A 15,079-nucleotide genomic window follows, 5' to 3' on the forward strand; every position below is an offset into this window, starting at 1 on the left:
GCCCGGAGCGTCACGCGTGAAGGCGTGACGACTTGGGCAGGTGCGCCATCAGGAACTCCATCTGGTCCGCCAGGATGCGGCGGTTGCGCAGGATGAAGTCCTCCCACAGGCTGGGCACGTAGGGGGCATACAGCAGGGGCATGCGCGCCTGCTCGGGCGTGCGGCTGCTCTTGCGGTGGTTGCAGGCGCGGCAGGCCGTCACCACGTTCATCCAGTGGTCCTTGCCGTTCTGGGCGAAGGGGATGATGTGCTCGCGCGTCAGGTCGCACTCGTCGAAATGCCCGCCGCAGTAGGCGCAGACGTTGCGGTCGCGCGCGAACAGCTTGCCGTTGGTCAGACCGGGCTTGAGGTCGAACGGGTTGATGTTGGGCACGCCCTTGGTGCCGATGATGCTGTTGACCGCGATGACGGACTGCCCGCCCGTGACGGCGTTGTGCCCGCCGCGGAACACCGCGACCCGCGCGCCGACCTCCCAGCGCACCTCGTCGGCCGCGTAGTGCAGCACGGCCTGCTCCAGGGAGATCCAGGACTGGGGCAGTCCCTGGGCCGACAGCTTCAGGACTTTCAAGAAAAAGCCTCCTTCAACGCAACAGCAAGCACAATATAACCCTGTTTCCCACGGCACACCCGGCCCGCAGCGCTTTTGCAACAAGCCTGGGCTGCTATCAAAAAGATATCGACCTGAGGCCCCACGCGCGATGCAGATCTTCCGCGGCTTCCACCATCCCGGCATCGCACCGGCCTGCGCGCTCACCATCGGCAACTTCGACGGCGTGCACCGCGGCCACCAGGCCATGCTGGCCCTGCTGAACAGCGAGGCGCGGCATCGCGGCGTGCCCAGCTGCGTCCTGACCTTCGAGCCGCACCCGCGGGACTATTTCGCCCGGGTCCAGCGCAGGCCGGAACTCGCGCCCGCCCGCATCGCCACCCTGCGCGACAAGCTCACCGAGCTGGCCGCCTGCGGCGTCGACCAGTGCGTGGTCCTGCCGTTCGACTCGCGTCTGTCCAGCCAGGTTCCCGAGGCCTTCATCGACCAAGTCCTGGTACGAGGCCTGGGCGCCCGGTACGTGCTGGTGGGCGACGACTTCCGCTTCGGCGCGCGCCGCGCGGGCGACTACGCCATGCTGGACGCCGCCGGCCAGCACCGGGGCTTCGACGTGGCCCGCATGAACAGCTATGAAGTCCACGGCCTGCGCGTGTCCAGCTCGGCGGTGCGCGAGGCGCTGGCGCGCGGCGACATGGAGGCCACGGCGGCCCTGCTGGGCCGTCCCTACAGCATCAGCGGCCACGTGGTGCACGGCCGCAAGCTCGGCCGGGAACTGGGCTTCAAGACCCTGAACTTGCGCTTTTCCCACTGGAAGCCCGCGGCCAGCGGCATCTTCGTGGTGGAGGTGCACGGCCTGGGCGACCCGCCCCTGCCCGGCGTGGCCAACCTGGGCATCCGGCCCTCGCTCGATCCGAACGACGTCAACGGCGGGCGCGTGCTGCTGGAGACGCACTGCCTGCAATGGCCCGCCCACCTGGGTGCCGAGGGGGCCTACGGTAAAATCATCCGTGTGGACCTGTTGCACAAACTGCACGACGAGCTGAAATACCCGTCGCTCGACGCGCTCACGGCCGGCATCGCGCGCGACTGCGACGACGCCCGGGCGTTCTTCGCGTCCACCCGCCGCCAGACCACGCGCGACCGAATTTAGCTGCCGGGAACCGTCCGTTCGCCGCCTTCGACAGGCTCAGGGCGAACGGCCTCCCGACCAGCGCCGCACCCGATCCCTGCTTGCGCACCGTTCGGGCTGAGCTTGTCGAAGCCCCGAGAAAGCTTTGCCATGTCCGAAACGAAGACCGATTACCGCGCCACGCTCAACCTGCCCGACACGCCCTTTCCCATGCGCGGCGACCTGCCCAAGCGCGAGCCGGGCTGGGTCAAGGAGTGGGAGGACAAGGGTCTGTACAAGCGCCTGCGCGAGGCGCGCTGCGGGCACGAGAAGTTCGTGCTGCACGACGGCCCGCCGTATGCCAATGGCCAGATCCACATGGGCCACGCCGTCAACAAGATCCTCAAGGACATGATCGTCAAGTCGCGCCAGCTCAAGGGGCTGGACGCCGCCTACATCCCGGGCTGGGACTGCCACGGCCTGCCGATCGAGAACGCGATCGAGAAGAAGCACGGCCGCAACCTGCCGCGGGACGAGATGCAGGCCAGAAGCCGCGCCTTCGCCACCGAGCAGATCGACATCCAGCGCGCCGACTTCAAGCGCCTGGGCGTGCTGGGCGACTGGGACCATCCCTATCGCACCATGGATTTCCGCAACGAGGCCGACGAGATCCGCGCCTTCAAGCGGGTAATCGAGCGCGGCTTCGTCTACCGCGGCCTGAAGCCGGTGTACTGGTGCTTCGACTGCGGCTCCTCGCTGGCGGAGTTCGAGATCGAGTACGCCGACAAGAAGTCGCAGACGCTGGACGTGGGCTTCCGGAGCGCCGAGCCGGACAGGCTGGCGGCGGCCTTCGGCGTCGGCCGGCTGGCCAAGGACGCGTTCATCGTCATCTGGACCACCACCGCCTGGACCCTGCCGGCCAACCAGGCGCTGAACCTGAACCCGGAACTGGACTACTCGCTGGTCGACACCGAACGCGGCCTGCTGGTGCTGGCCTCGGTGCTGGTGGAGGACTGCCTGCAGCGCTACGGCCTGCAGGGCGGCACGGTGCTGGCCACCGTCAAGGGGGAGAAGCTGGGCGGGCTGGAGTTCCAGCACCCCCTGTACGACGTGGACCCCGGCTACCGGCGGCTGTCGCCCGTCTACCTGGCCGAGTACGCCACCGCCGAGGACGGCACGGGCATCGTGCACTCCTCGCCCGCCTACGGCATCGAGGACTTCAACTCCTGCGTCGCGCATGGCGTGAAGTACGACGACATCCTCAACCCGGTGCAGGGCAACGGCGCCTACGCGCCCGAGCTGCCGCTGTTCGGCGGCCAGAACATCTGGAAGGCGGCGCCGCAGATCATCGACACGCTGCGCCAGGCGGGGCGCCTGTTCGCCACCGAGACCATCACCCACAGCTATCCCCATTGCTGGCGCCACAAGACGCCGGTGATCTACCGCGCGGCCGCGCAGTGGTTTATCCGGATGGACCAGGGCGAAGGCGTGTTCACCCGGGACAAGGCCCCCGCCACGCTGCGCCAGATGGCGCTGGCCGCCATCGAGGAGACGTCCTTCTACCCCGAGAACGGCAAGGCCCGCCTGCGCGACATGATCGCCGGCCGGCCCGACTGGTGCATCAGCCGGCAGCGCAGCTGGGGCGTGCCTCTGCCCTTCTTCCTGCACAAGGACACGCACGAGCTGCATCCGCGCACCATGGAGATCCTGGACATCGCCGCCGACATGGTGCAGGCCGGCGGCATCGAGGCCTGGAGCAAGGCGTCGCCGGAGGAGATCCTGGCCAAGGTCGGGGCCGCGGCCGACGCGGCCGCCTACGCCAGGAGCACCGACATCCTGGAGGTCTGGTTCGACTCCGGCACCACGCACACTACGGTGCTCAAGGGCTCGCACCAGGGCAGCGGGCACGAGAGCGGCCCGGAGGCCGACCTGTACCTGGAAGGCCATGACCAGCACCGCGGCTGGTTCCACTCCTCGCTGCTGACGGCCTGCGCCATGTACGGCCGCGCGCCCTACCGCGGCCTGCTGACCCACGGCTTCACCGTGGACAGCCAGGGCCGCAAGATGAGCAAGTCGCTGGGCAACGGCGTGGACCCGCAGCAGACCACCCAGAAGCTGGGCGCCGAGATCATCCGCCTGTGGGTGGCCGCTTCCGACTACTCGGGCGACATCGCCGGCGACGACAAGATCCTGGCCCGGGTGGTGGACGCCTACCGGCGCATCCGCAACACGCTGCGCTTCCTGCTGGCCAACGTGAGCGACTTCGACCCGGCCCGGGACGCCGTGCCGCTGGCCGGGATGCTGGAGATCGACCGCTGGGCCATGAACCGCGCCGCGCAGTTCCAGGCGGAGGTGCTGGCGCACTACGAGGTCTACGAGTTCCACCCGGTGGTGGCCAAGCTGCAGGTCTACTGCTCGGAGGACCTGGGCGCTTTCTACCTGGACATCCTCAAGGACCGGCTCTACACCACAGCGCCCAGGTCGCATGCCCGCCGCAGCGCCCAGACGGCGCTGTGGAACATCACCCACGCCATGCTGCGCTGGATGGCGCCTTTCCTCAGCTTCACCGCGGAGGAGGCGTGGAAGGTGTTCGGCACCTCCGACTCCATCTTCTTCGAGACCTACGCCGAGATCGGCGCGCCGGACCCGGAGCTGCTGGCCAAGTGGAGCCGCATCCGCGAGATCCGCGATTTCGTGAACCAGGCGATCGAAAGCGAACGGGCGGCAGGCCGCCTGGGTTCCTCGTTGCAGGCCAATCTGTCGCTGCGCCTCGGTCAGCAGGATGTGGAGCTCCTGCGCTCCCTCGGTGATGACCTGAAGTTCGTGTTCATCGTCTCCAAGGTCACGGTGGAGCCGGCTTCCCCTGCCGACGATGTGCAGCCTGGTGAAGGTCGCTTCATCGCAGTGCCCTCGTCCGACCCCAAGTGCGAGCGCTGCTGGCACTGGCGGGCCGACGTCGGGCGGGACCCAGCGCACCCCACGATCTGCGGCCGCTGCGTCAGCAACCTGTTCGGCGCCGGCGAAGACCGGAGGCACGCCTGATGGCCCGGGCCGCCACCGCCGCCGCCGCGCCCGCCAGCGGCCGCATGCTGCCCTGGCTGGGCCTGGCATTGCTGATCGTCATCGCCGACCAGCTCACCAAGGTGCTGATCCTGGGCGCCTACCAGCTGGGCGACAGCACCACCATCACCTCCTTCTTCAACATCGTGCGGGCGCACAACACCGGCGCGGCCTTCTCCTTCCTGGCCGGCGCCTCGGGCTGGCAGCGCTGGTTCTTCACCGCCATCGGCGTCGCCGCCACGGTGTTCATCGTCTGGCTGCTGCGCTCGCACGGCGGGCAGAAGCTGTTCGCCTTCTCGCTGGCCTGCATCCTGGGCGGCGCGGTGGGCAACGTGGTCGACCGGCTGCTGCACGGCTATGTGGTGGACTTCCTGCAGTTCCACTACGGGGGCTGGTACTTTCCGGCCTTCAACGTGGCCGACAGCGCCATCACCGCCGGCGCCGTGGGGCTGATCCTGGACGAACTGCTGCGGATGCGCCGTGGCCGCTGAACGCCCATTGCTCAGCCGGGCGTATCATCGGATGCTTCAGGCATGAAGCATCTTCTGAATCTGCTGGCGGCCGTCGCGCTGCTGGTCTGGGGCACCCACCTGGTCCGCACCGGCATCCTGCGGGTGTTCGGCGCCAACCTGCGGCAGGTCCTGGCGCGCAGCACCAGCAACCGCGCCAAGGCGGCGGTGGCGGGCCTGGGCGTCACCGCCGTCCTGCAGTCCAGCACCGCCACTGCGCTGATCGTTTCCTCCTTCGTCGGCCAGGGCCTGATTGCGCTGCCGCTGGCGCTGGCCGTGATGCTGGGCGCGGACGTGGGCACCAGCCTGATGGCGGTGGTGTTCTCGTTCGACCTGTCCTGGCTCTCGCCGCTGCTGATCCTGTCCGGCGTGGTGCTGTTCCTCTCGCGCCAGACCAACAACCTGGGCCGCTTCGGCCGGGTGCTGATCGGCCTGGGCCTGATGCTGCTGGCGCTGCGCCTGGTGTCCGAGTCGGCCCAGGTGATGACGCAGTCCCCGGCGGTCAAGCTGCTGCTGGCCTCCATCTCCAGCGACCTGCTGCTGGAGATCACCGTGGGCGCGCTGCTGGCGGTGCTGGCCTATTCCAGCCTGGCCATCGTGCTGCTGGTGGCCACCATGGCCGCCTCGGGCATCGTGCCGCTGGATCTGGCCCTGGGCCTGGTGCTGGGCGCCAACCTGGGCAGCGGCCTGCTGGGCGTGCTGACCACGATGCGCTCCACGGTGGAGGTGCGCCAGGTCCCGCTGGGCAATTTCCTGTTCAAGGCCGTGGGCGTGCTGATGGCCGCGCCGTTCGCCGGCCTGTGGCTGCGGCACGCACGGCCCTACGTGCCGGACGCGGCCACGGCCGTGGTGCTGTTCCACCTGAGCTTCAACATCGTGATGGGCCTGCTGTTCATCGCGTTCACCCACGTGGCCGCCCGGCTGGTGAGCGTCTGGCTGCCCAAGGCCGACAAGTCGCTGGTGGCCGGCCGGCCGCACCACCTCGACCCGTCCGCCCTGGCCACGCCGTCGCTGGCCATCTCCTGCGCCGCGCGCGAGGCACTGCACCAGGCCGACGTGGTGGAAACCATGCTGCTGGGCATCCTGCCCGTGATCCGCAACAACGACCTGCGCCTGGCCGAGGAGCTGCGCAAGCTGGACGACTCGGTGGACGAGCTGTACTCGGCCATCAAGTACTACCTCACCAAGATCTCGCGCGAGGCCCTGGGCGAGGAGGAAAGCCGCCGCTGGACCGACATCATCAGCTTCACCATCAACATGGAGCAGGTCGGCGACATCATCGAGCGCGTCCTCCTCGACATCGAGGACAAGAAGATCCGCAAGGGCCGCAGCTTCTCCGATGCCGGCATGGCCGAGATCTGCGAGCTGCACGCCCGCCTGATCGACAACCTGCGCCTGGGCATGAGCGTGTTCCTCAACGGCTCGGTGCGCGATGCGCAGAAGCTGCTGGAGGAGAAGATGCGCTTTCGCGACCTGGAGCGCGCCTACGCCTCCACCCACCTGTCGCGCCTGTCGGGCAACACCGTGCAGAGCATAGAGACCAGCTCGCTGCACATCGACCTGATCAGCGACTTGAAGCGCATCAACTCTCACATCTGCTCGATCGCCTACCCCATCCTGGACTCGGCGGGCGCGCTGGCGCCCACCCGCCTGCGCGAGCGCAACGTGCCCGAGATGCCCGACGCGTCCTGAGCGGCGCGCTCAGCCGGCCGGCGCGGTGGTGCGCGCCTTCACGCAGTACTCGACCAGCGCGTCGATCTCGGTGGACTTGTCGAACACGGCGTCGGCACCCAGCTGGGCGCAGCGCCAGCGCACGTCGTTGGTCGCGTGGTTGGACAGCACCACCAGCTTCTGCGTGGGACGGCGGCTGCGGCAGGCCTCGATGATGTTGAGGCCGCTGCCCTCGCGCAGGAACAGGTCGATGATGGCGATGTCCCAGCGGCCGCCGTTGTGCTCCAGCCAATGCCTGCCCTCGTGCTCGGTCTCGGCCACGCCCACCGGCTCGACCTCGGCCAGCTCCTGCAGGGTCTCGATCAGGTTCTCGCGGATCGTCGGGCTGTCCTCGACGATGTAGGCTCGAAACGCCATGGCTTTCTCCCTGCCCCGCTCGGGCCTCCGGGCGGGGCCATCGATTCGTTGCCACCCACTCTAGGCAGGCGCCCTGCTCACCCATGCAAGCCCGCGGGCCAAACGACTGTAGGAAAGCCCGCGTAGGCGCCGTCGGCCATCGCGGGCGCCGCTACAACCCGGCGGCCGCCAGCAGCAGCGCCGCCTCGGTGGTGAATTCGCCCGCCAGCAGCCGGGCCACCACCTCGTCAGCGGGCATGAGGCGGAATTCGTCCACCTCGCCGTCCTGGTTGGCCGGCCACACGCCGTCCGGCACCACGCAGGTCCACCAATCGATGTGCTCGACCACGTAACCACCCCCGCCCCGGCTCTCGGCGCGGGGCCGCCGGCTGGCCAGGCGTCCGCCCCAGGCCAGGCCCCGCAGCTGCTCCAGCCGCAGGCCGGCCTCCTCCCAGGTCTCGCGCGCCAGCGCCTGCTCCGGCGTGTCGGTGGCCGGCACCATGCCGCCCATCAGCGTGTCCCACAGGCCCGGGTCGTTGGCCTTGGTCAGCGCGCGCCGCTGCACCCAGTGCTCGCCATGAGGCGCCAGGGCCAGCAGGTGGACCGCCGAGGTGGCGATGCCCAGGGGGCGCACCACCGCGCGCTCCACGGTGCCCAGCATCCGGCCCTGCGCGTCGCGCACCGCCAGCTGCTCGTCGCGCCAGGCATGGGCCAGGCCGGCCTCGCGCAAGGCCAGGGCCAGCCGGCCCAGCGTGGCCGTGAGCTCGCCTCCCAGGTGCCAGCCCTGCCCGGTCCGCCAGAGCAGCGGGCCCGCGGTATCCGACGCCAGGCCGATCCGGTCCAGGAACTCCGGCTCCACCGAGCCGATGGCCGCGTCCCGCCACCACAGGGGCACGCGCGGCCGCGCCGGCGGCTGCTGCGCGCCGGCGCGCAGCTGGGCGAGCCAGTCGGCATGCCGGGCGGCGAGCAGGCCCACCGGCTCAGAGGGTGAGGATGGTGCAGCCGGTGGTCTTGCGCGCCTCGAGGTCGCGGTGCGCCTGCTGCACCTGCGCCAGCGGATAGCGCTGGTCGATGCGGATCTTCACCTGGCCGCCGGTGACGGCCCGGAACAGGTCGTCTGCCATCTCCTGCGTGGCCTCGCGCGTGGCGATGTGCGTGAACAGGGTCTGGCGCGTCATGTAGATTGAGCCCTTGGGGCCCAGGATGCCCGGCGCGAACGGCGGCACCGGCCCCGAGGCGTTGCCGAAGCTGGCCATCAGGCCGAAGGGCTGCAGGCAGTCCAGCGACTTGTCCCAGGTGTCCTTGCCCACCGAGTCGTACACCACCTTCACGCCGCGCCCGCCGGTGATGTCCTTGACGCGGGCCAGGAAGTCCTCCTTGGCGTAGTTGATGACATGGGCGGCGCCGTGCTCCCGGGCGAGCTGGCACTTGGCGTCCGAGCCGGCCGTGCCGATCAGCTGCAGTCCCATGGCGCGCGCCCACTGGCAGGCGATCAGGCCGACACCGCCGGCGGCAGCGTGGAACAGCACGAAGTCGCCCTCCTTGAGGCCGCCCTGGGGCAGCGTGCGCTTGAGCAGGTACTGCGCCGTGAGGCCCTTGAGCATCATGGCCGCGCCGGTGTCGAAATCGATGGCGTCGGGCAGCTTGCACACGGTCTTGGCCGGCATCACCCGCAGCTCGCAGTACGAGCCCGGGGGCTGGCTGGCGTAGGCCGCGCGGTCGCCCGGCTTGAGGTGGGTGACGCCCGGGCCCACCGCCTCCACCACGCCCGCGCCCTCCATGCCCAGGGCCGCCGGCATGGGCAGCTGGTACAGGCCGGTGCGGTGGTAGACGTCGATGAAGTTCAGGCCCACGGCCCGGTGCCGGATGCGGATCTCGCCGGCGCCGGGCTCGCCGACCTCGACCTCGTCGATCGCCATCTGCTCCGGGCCGCCGTGCTGGCGGATGCGCACTGCCTTGCTCTTGGTCATGCTCGTCTCCTTCGAAGGGGCGCATGGTGCCACGAATCCGACGGGACCGTGCCAGCGCGGCGGTGCCCGCTGGGCTACAGTCGACGGCCCCATGCAGCACCGCCTGACGTTCCGCACCGCCGTCCTGCTCACCGTGCCGCCGCTGCTGTGGGCCGGCAACGCGGTGGTGGGCCGGCTGGTCAGCGGGCTGGTGCCGCCCCTCACGCTGAACTTCCTGCGCTGGGCCCTGGCCTTCGTCCTGCTGCTGCCGGCGGCGGCCTGGATCCTGCGCGCCGACAGCGGCCTGTGGTCGCATTGGCGGCGCTACGCGGTGCTGGGCCTGCTGGGCGTGGGCTGCTACAACGCGCTGCAGTACCTGGCGCTCAAGACCTCCACCCCGCTGAACGTGACCCTGGTGGCCGCGAGCATGCCGATCTTCATGCTGGCCATCGGGGCCCTGTTCTTCGGCCAGCGCATTACCGGCCGCCAGGTGGGCGGCGCCGCGCTGTCCGTCGCCGGCGTGCTGCTGGTGCTGGCGCGCGGCGACTGGGCGGTGCTGGCCCAGGTGCGCCTGGTGCCGGGTGACGTCTACATCCTGCTGGCGACGGCGGCCTGGGCGTTCTACAGCTGGCTGCTGGCCCAGCCGGGCGACCCGCCGGCCATCCGCGCCGACTGGGCCGCCTTCGTGCTGGCCCAGATGGTGCCCGGGCTGGCCTGGTCCGGCCTGTTCGCCGCCGGCGAATGGGCGCTCACGGACGCGCGCATCTCCTGGGGCTGGCCGCTGGCGGCCGCCCTGGCCTACGTGGCGGTGGGCCCGGCCATCGTCGCCTATCGCTGCTGGGGCCTGGGCGTGCAGCGCGTGGGTCCCAACATCGCCGGCTTCTTCGGCAACCTCACGCCCCTGTTCGCGGCCGTGCTGTCGGCCGCCTTCCTGGGCGAGCTGCCGCGGGCGTACCACGCGGCGGCCTTCGTGCTGATCGTCGGCGGGATCCTGGCGGCGTCGCGGCGCTAGGTCCGTTGGCAGATACCACCGGCATGGGCTAGCATGCCCATCCGTCAATGACGCTGCCATCTCGATGAGCGCCGATGCTGAGCACCTTCGCAGGCTGATGCACTACTCGGCCTGGGCCAACAATGTGCTCTACGCGGCCCTTTCCGGTGTCGATGAGAGTGTCCTGGCGCGACCGCGCCCGGGGCGCCCTGCCGGCGCGATCGGCGTGCTTGGCCATATCTACGTGGTCGGCATGATCTGGAAGGCCCATCTCACCCGGCAAGCACACGGACTCAGAACCAGGAGCCTGGAAGCGCCTCCTCCACTCTCCACCTTGCAGGCGTGGCAGGCTGACTTGGATCAGTGGTATCTCCAGTTCGCCAGCAACCTGCCGGCGGATTGGCGAAGCACCTCCATCGGCTTCCATTTCGTTGATGGCGGCACGGGCAGCATGACGGCCGAAGAGATGCTGTTGCACGTAGCCAATCACGGCACCTACCACAGAGGGTACGTGGCCGACATGCTGTACGAAGCGGGCCTGAAACCACCGACGATGGACCTGCCAGTCTTTATCCGTGAGGCGGCACCACGTTGAAAGCGCGCCTCAGGCGCGCGTGTTGAGGTAAGCGCGGACTTTGTCGGGGTCGTTCCCTACCTCAACGATGATGCGCTTGAGTTCGGCCGGACTCACTCCCAGGCTGTTCGACCAGATTCGTAGCTGTTCGGGATCGTCAGCCTGGATCCTGTCTGGGGTGGGTCTTCCCGTATGTGGCACTTCCTTCATGAGCTGCTCCTGTGGGTCTTGAGTCTTTGCAGTGTGCTTTGAAGTGCGCGCTTTCGGTGAAAACATCCTTGAGGCAGGTGCGCCCGCTTCCCGGCCGCCCGCTACCGTCCCGGCCGACGACATGATCGACCCGGCCCTGGCCTGCCGCTTCCTACAATGGCTCCCGTGAAAACGCCGGTCGCCCCCCATGCCGACAAAGACGTTGTGGCACTCCTGACGGACCGTCGCGAGCACCTGGCCGGATGGACCTTGATGGCCTTATCGGGGGTCCTGGCCGGATGCTCCACGGCACCGGACCGCGTCCGCCCAAGATCGCCGGGCGCCGAGTTCGCCAGCGGCAAGGCCTCCTGGTACGGGCCGGGCTTTGACGGCAGGCGCACGGCCAGCGGCGAGCGTTTCGACATGAGCGCCTTGACTGCGGCTCACCGGACCCTTCCGTTTGGCACCCGCGTGCGCGTGCGCAACACCCGAAATGGCCGGGAGGTGATCGTACGCATCAACGACCGCGGCCCTTACATCCGTGATCGGATCATCGACCTGAGCAAGGCGGCGGCTGCAGCGCTCGACCTGTTGCAAGCCGGCGAAGCCCCAGTCGTCCTCATCGAGCCTTGACGGGAGACGGTGCAAGGCACCTGGGCTTCGTTCGCCTGCTTGCCGGGCGCCCGACGCCAGCTGCAGCGGGGGGCTTCAGTACGTCCCCGGATACGCCCCGCCATCCGCCAGCACGTTCTGCCCCGTCATGTAGCCGGCGTGCCGGCTGCACAGGAAGGCGCAGATGGCGCCGAACTCCTCGGGCTCGCCGAAGCGCTGCGCCGGGATGGCCTTGCGGCGCGTGTCCGACACGGCCTCCAGGCTCTGGCCGGTGCGCTGGGCCATGCCGGCCAGGGTGCCCCTGAGGCGGTCGGTGGCGAAGGCGCCCGGCAGCAGGTTGTTGATGGTGACGTTGGCCGCGACCAGCTTGGGGTTGCGGGCAACGCCGGCCACGAAGCCGGTCAGGCCGCTGCGCGCGCCGTTGGACAGGCCCAGCACCTCCAGCGGCGCCTTCACCGCGCTGGAGGTGATGTTGACGATGCGGCCGAAGCCGCGCGCCGCCATGCCGTCCACGGTGGCCTTGATCAGCTCGATGGGCGTGAGCATGTTGGCATCCACGGCGCGGATCCAGGCCTCGCGGTCCCAGTCGCGGAAATCGCCGGGCGGCGGGCCGCCGGCGTTGGTGACGACGATGTCGTAGTCGCGTCGCGCCGCGAAGACCGCGTCACGGCCGGCGACCGTGGTGATGTCGGCGGCGACCGCCTGCACCTGCACGCCCGGCTGCGCATCGCCGCGCAGCCGCTCGGCCGCGGCCGACAGCGCCTCGGCGCCGCGCGCCACGACCACCAGGTTCACGCCTTCACGGGCCAGCGCCTGCGCGCAGCCGTAGCCCAGCCCCTTGCTCGCGCCGCACACCAGCGCCCATTTGCCCGCAATGCCGAGGTCCATAAATTCCTGCCGTGTCTGTGGATTGGAAGAAGCGGGCCATGATAAGTGCAGCCCGCTCTCCACGTCGTCAGCGCCCGGCGCGGCTGAAGACGTAGATGCCCGCGATCACCAGCACGGTGCCGGCGGCGATCCAGCCGGTGAACGGCTCGCCCAGGATCAGCACGCCCATCAGGATGGTAGACATCGGCCCGATCATGCCGGTCTGCGCCGACATCGCAGCGCCTATGCGCTCGATGGCCATCATCACCAGCAGCACCGGCAGCGCGGTGCACAGGGTCGCGTTGAGCACGGACAGCCAGATCACCTCGGGGGCGACGGCCAGCGCCGCCTCGACCGGGCGCAGCAGGGCGAACTGCAGCAGGCAGCACAGGCAGGCCACGCTGGTGGCCAGGCCCACCAGCCGCAGCGAGCCCAGGCGCTGCACCAGCTGGCCGCTGTAGACCAGGTAGACGGCGTAGCTCACGGCGCTGGCGAACACCAGCAGCGTGCCCAGGGCCACGTCGCCGCCCTGCACGCCGGCTTCCTGGCCGAACACCAGCAGCACGCCGGCATAGCTGAGCGCCATGCCCGCCAGGTGGATGCGCGTGAACGGCTTGCCGTAGACCAGCCAGCCCAGCAGCATCACCAGCGTCGGGTTGAGGTAGAGGATCAGCCGTTCCAGCGACGCGCTGATGTACTGCAGGCCGGCGAAGTCCAGGAAGCTGGCCAGGTAGTAGCCGGTCACGCCCAGCCCCAGCACGCCCCACCAGTCGCGCCCGGCCAGCGGCGGCTTGCCCCGGCTGGCCCACCACGCCATGCCGGCGAAGATGGGCAGGGCGAACAGCATGCGGTACATGATCAGCGTGACCGCGTCCACGCCGTAACGGTAGGCCAGCTTGACGATGATGGCCTTGCCGCTGAAGGCGATGGCGCCGACGGCCGCCAGCGCGACGCCGGTGGCCAGCTGCGGCTTGTGGCGGGGGGAGGCGAAGGGGGAGGTCATGCGCTGGCCGCGATTGTCGCAGCGCAAAAAAGAAGCGGCACCCGCAGGTGCCGCTTCGTCATGCCGGATCGCGACGGGCTATGCCTCTTCCTCGTGGAAGACGTCCTCGCGGCGGCGCTTGACCGAGGGCAGCAGCACGATGATCAGCAGCAGCGCCGCGGCGGCGAGCAGGCTGGCCGACAGGCCGCGGGTGATGAACACGCTCCAGTCGCCGCGCGAGAGCAGCAGCGCCCGGCGCAGGTTCTCCTCCATCATCGGCCCCAGGATCAGGCCCAGCAGCAGCGGCGCCGGCTCGCAGCCGAGCTTGATGAAGGTGTAGCCGATCACGCCGAACATGGCCACCATCCAGATGTCCCAGGTGTTGTTGTTGGTCGAGTACACGCCGATCGCGCAGAACAGCACGATGGCCGGGAACAGCCAGCGGTAGGGGATGGTGAGGAACTTGATCCACACCCCGATCAGCGGCAGGTTCAGGATGACCAGCATGGCGTTGCCGATCCACATCGACACGATCAGGCCCCAGAACAGCTGCGGGTTGCTGGTCATCACCTGCGGGCCGGGCTGGATGTTGTGGATGGTCATCGCGCCGACCATCAGCGCCATCACGGCGTTGGGCGGGATGCCCAGCGTCAGCAGCGGGATGAACGAGGTCTGCGCGCCGGCGTTGTTGGCCGACTCCGGGCCGGCCACGCCGCGGATGTTGCCCTTGCCGAACGGCACCTCGCCGGGCTTGAGCTTGATCTTCTTCTCGATGGTGTAGGCAGCGAAGGCCGACAGCAGCGCGCCGCCGCCCGGCAGGATGCCCAGGGCCGAGCCCAGGGCCGTGCCGCGCAGCATGGCCGGCGCCATGCGCTTGAAGTCCTCCTTGGTCGGGAACAGGCCCTGCACCTTGGCGGTGAAGACCTCGCGCTCGCTCTCCGGCTTGGACAGGTTGCTGATGATCTCGCCATAGCCGAACACGCCCATCGCGATGACGATGAAGCCGATGCCGTCGGTCAGCTCGGGGATGTCGAAGGAGTAGCGGGCGACGCCGGAGTTGACATCGGTGCCGATCAGCCCGATCAGCAGCCCCAGCAGGATCATCGCCACCGCCTTGAGCAGCGAGCCCGAGGCCAGCACCACGGCGCCGATCAGGCCCAGCACCATCAGCGAGAAGTACTCGGCCGGCCCGAACTTGAAGGCCACCTCGGTCAGCGGCGGCGCGAAGGCCGCCAGGATCAGCGTGCCCACGCAGCCGGCGAAGAACGAGCCGATGCCGGCGGCCGCCAGCGCCGGCCCGGCCCGGCCCTGGCGCGCCATCTGGTAGCCGTCGATCACGGTGACCACCGAGGACGATTCGCCCGGCAGGTTGACCAGGATGGCGGTGGTCGAGCCACCGTACTGCGAGCCGTAGTAGATGCCGGCCAGCATGATCAGCGCGGCCACCGGGGGCAGCGCATAGGTGGCCGGCAGCAGCATCGCGATGGTGGCCACCGGCCCGATGCCCGGCAGCACGCCGACCAGGGTGCCCAACAGGCAGCCGATGAAGGCATAGGCCAGGTTCTGCAGCGTGAAGGCCGCGCCGAAGCCGATGGAAAGGTTGTTGATCAGATCGCCCATGGTG

At 69.4% G+C, this 15,079-nt stretch carries 15 protein-coding genes; 7 read left to right on the plus strand and 8 right to left on the minus strand.

Features of this window, described 5'->3' with window-relative positions; all coding sequences use genetic code 11:
* Window positions 1-10: 10 nt before the first annotated feature.
* Window positions 11-568, minus strand: coding sequence for an HNH endonuclease (locus RTA_RS16240; protein ID WP_013902519.1), 558 nt, complete (start codon window positions 566-568; stop codon window positions 11-13).
* Window positions 569-698: 130 nt separating this feature from the next.
* Between RTA_RS16240 and RTA_RS16245 the strand changes: the two genes are divergently transcribed.
* From RTA_RS16245 to RTA_RS16260, 4 genes are all read left to right on the plus strand, one after another.
* Window positions 699-1,697: a bifunctional riboflavin kinase/FAD synthetase gene (locus RTA_RS16245; protein WP_013902520.1), complete on the plus strand. Its 999-nt coding sequence runs from the start codon at window positions 699-701 to the stop codon at window positions 1,695-1,697.
* Window positions 1,698-1,826: 129 nt separating this feature from the next.
* Window positions 1,827-4,697: an isoleucine--tRNA ligase gene (ileS, locus tag RTA_RS16250; protein ID WP_013902521.1), complete on the plus strand. Its 2,871-nt coding sequence runs from the start codon at window positions 1,827-1,829 to the stop codon at window positions 4,695-4,697.
* Window positions 4,697-5,206, plus strand: a complete 510-nt coding sequence (gene lspA, locus RTA_RS16255; protein ID WP_013902522.1) for a signal peptidase II — start codon at window positions 4,697-4,699, stop codon at window positions 5,204-5,206. Before ileS ends, lspA begins: the two co-directional genes overlap by 1 nt.
* Window positions 5,207-5,248: 42 nt before the next feature.
* Window positions 5,249-6,916 carry a Na/Pi cotransporter family protein gene (locus tag RTA_RS16260; RefSeq protein WP_013902523.1) on the plus strand — a complete coding sequence of 556 codons (1,668 nt, stop codon included), beginning with the start codon at window positions 5,249-5,251 and terminating at the stop codon, window positions 6,914-6,916.
* 9 nt (window positions 6,917-6,925) lie between these two features.
* On the opposite strand, the gene RTA_RS16265 is transcribed toward RTA_RS16260, so the two are convergent.
* The 3 genes from RTA_RS16265 to RTA_RS16275 form a co-directional block, all read right to left on the minus strand.
* On the minus strand, window positions 6,926-7,312 hold the full coding sequence (locus RTA_RS16265) for a response regulator (protein WP_013902524.1): 387 nt from the start codon (window positions 7,310-7,312) through the stop codon (window positions 6,926-6,928).
* A 151-nt stretch (window positions 7,313-7,463) separates the two neighbouring features.
* Window positions 7,464-8,267, minus strand: coding sequence for an NUDIX hydrolase (locus RTA_RS16270; RefSeq protein ID WP_013902525.1), 804 nt, complete (start codon window positions 8,265-8,267; stop codon window positions 7,464-7,466).
* A 4-nt stretch (window positions 8,268-8,271) separates the two neighbouring features.
* Window positions 8,272-9,261 (minus strand): quinone oxidoreductase family protein, encoded by a 990-nt coding sequence (locus RTA_RS16275; protein ID WP_013902526.1) that lies wholly within the window; start codon window positions 9,259-9,261, stop codon window positions 8,272-8,274.
* A 91-nt stretch (window positions 9,262-9,352) separates the two neighbouring features.
* Between RTA_RS16275 and RTA_RS16280 the strand changes: the two genes are divergently transcribed.
* Entirely contained in the window at window positions 9,353-10,252 is a 900-nt protein-coding gene (locus tag RTA_RS16280) for a DMT family transporter (RefSeq protein ID WP_013902527.1), read from the plus strand.
* A gap of 64 nt (window positions 10,253-10,316) precedes the next feature.
* Window positions 10,317-10,826: a DinB family protein gene (locus RTA_RS16285; protein WP_013902528.1), complete on the plus strand. Its 510-nt coding sequence runs from the start codon at window positions 10,317-10,319 to the stop codon at window positions 10,824-10,826.
* A 9-nt stretch (window positions 10,827-10,835) separates the two neighbouring features.
* On the opposite strand, the gene RTA_RS21040 is transcribed toward RTA_RS16285, so the two are convergent.
* The gene (locus RTA_RS21040) at window positions 10,836-11,015 is read right to left on the minus strand and encodes a DUF3606 domain-containing protein (RefSeq protein ID WP_158307848.1); all 180 of its coding nucleotides are present in this window, start codon (window positions 11,013-11,015) and stop codon (window positions 10,836-10,838) included.
* 165 nt (window positions 11,016-11,180) lie between these two features.
* Between RTA_RS21040 and RTA_RS16290 the strand changes: the two genes are divergently transcribed.
* Window positions 11,181-11,627 carry a septal ring lytic transglycosylase RlpA family protein gene (locus RTA_RS16290; RefSeq protein WP_438865675.1) on the plus strand — a complete coding sequence of 149 codons (447 nt, stop codon included), beginning with the start codon at window positions 11,181-11,183 and terminating at the stop codon, window positions 11,625-11,627.
* A 75-nt stretch (window positions 11,628-11,702) separates the two neighbouring features.
* Here the strand turns inward: RTA_RS16290 and RTA_RS16295 are convergent, their stop codons facing one another.
* The 3 genes from RTA_RS16295 to RTA_RS16305 form a co-directional block, all read right to left on the minus strand.
* Window positions 11,703-12,494 carry an SDR family oxidoreductase gene (locus tag RTA_RS16295; protein ID WP_013902530.1) on the minus strand — a complete coding sequence of 264 codons (792 nt, stop codon included), beginning with the start codon at window positions 12,492-12,494 and terminating at the stop codon, window positions 11,703-11,705.
* A gap of 67 nt (window positions 12,495-12,561) precedes the next feature.
* Window positions 12,562-13,476, minus strand: a complete 915-nt coding sequence (locus tag RTA_RS16300; RefSeq protein WP_041676524.1) for a DMT family transporter — start codon at window positions 13,474-13,476, stop codon at window positions 12,562-12,564.
* Window positions 13,477-13,554: 78 nt separating this feature from the next.
* The gene (locus tag RTA_RS16305) at window positions 13,555-15,075 is read right to left on the minus strand and encodes a tripartite tricarboxylate transporter permease (protein WP_013902532.1); all 1,521 of its coding nucleotides are present in this window, start codon (window positions 15,073-15,075) and stop codon (window positions 13,555-13,557) included.
* Between the last annotated feature and the right edge of the window lie 4 nt (window positions 15,076-15,079).

The organism is Ramlibacter tataouinensis TTB310 (assembly GCF_000215705.1).
Taxonomy (GTDB): domain Bacteria; phylum Pseudomonadota; class Gammaproteobacteria; order Burkholderiales; family Burkholderiaceae_C; genus Ramlibacter; species Ramlibacter tataouinensis.

Excerpts from the sequence above, each read along its gene's own strand:
- RTA_RS16245 (WP_013902520.1), top strand. The coding sequence starts at position 699 with ATGCAGATCTTCCGCGGCTTCCACCATCCCGGCATCGCACCGGCCTGC.
- ileS (WP_013902521.1), top strand. The coding sequence starts at position 1,827 with ATGTCCGAAACGAAGACCGATTACCGCGCCACGCTCAACCTGCCCGAC.
- lspA (WP_013902522.1), top strand. The coding sequence starts at position 4,697 with ATGGCCCGGGCCGCCACCGCCGCCGCCGCGCCCGCCAGCGGCCGCATG.
- RTA_RS16260 (WP_013902523.1), top strand. The coding sequence starts at position 5,249 with ATGAAGCATCTTCTGAATCTGCTGGCGGCCGTCGCGCTGCTGGTCTGG.
- RTA_RS16265 (WP_013902524.1), bottom strand. The coding sequence starts at position 7,312 with ATGGCGTTTCGAGCCTACATCGTCGAGGACAGCCCGACGATCCGCGAG.
- RTA_RS16275 (WP_013902526.1), bottom strand. The coding sequence starts at position 9,261 with ATGACCAAGAGCAAGGCAGTGCGCATCCGCCAGCACGGCGGCCCGGAG.
- RTA_RS16280 (WP_013902527.1), top strand. The coding sequence starts at position 9,353 with ATGCAGCACCGCCTGACGTTCCGCACCGCCGTCCTGCTCACCGTGCCG.
- RTA_RS16285 (WP_013902528.1), top strand. The coding sequence starts at position 10,317 with ATGAGCGCCGATGCTGAGCACCTTCGCAGGCTGATGCACTACTCGGCC.
- RTA_RS21040 (WP_158307848.1), bottom strand. The coding sequence starts at position 11,015 with ATGAAGGAAGTGCCACATACGGGAAGACCCACCCCAGACAGGATCCAG.
- RTA_RS16295 (WP_013902530.1), bottom strand. The coding sequence starts at position 12,494 with ATGGACCTCGGCATTGCGGGCAAATGGGCGCTGGTGTGCGGCGCGAGC.
- RTA_RS16300 (WP_041676524.1), bottom strand. The coding sequence starts at position 13,476 with ATGACCTCCCCCTTCGCCTCCCCCCGCCACAAGCCGCAGCTGGCCACC.
- RTA_RS16305 (WP_013902532.1), bottom strand. The coding sequence starts at position 15,075 with ATGGGCGATCTGATCAACAACCTTTCCATCGGCTTCGGCGCGGCCTTC.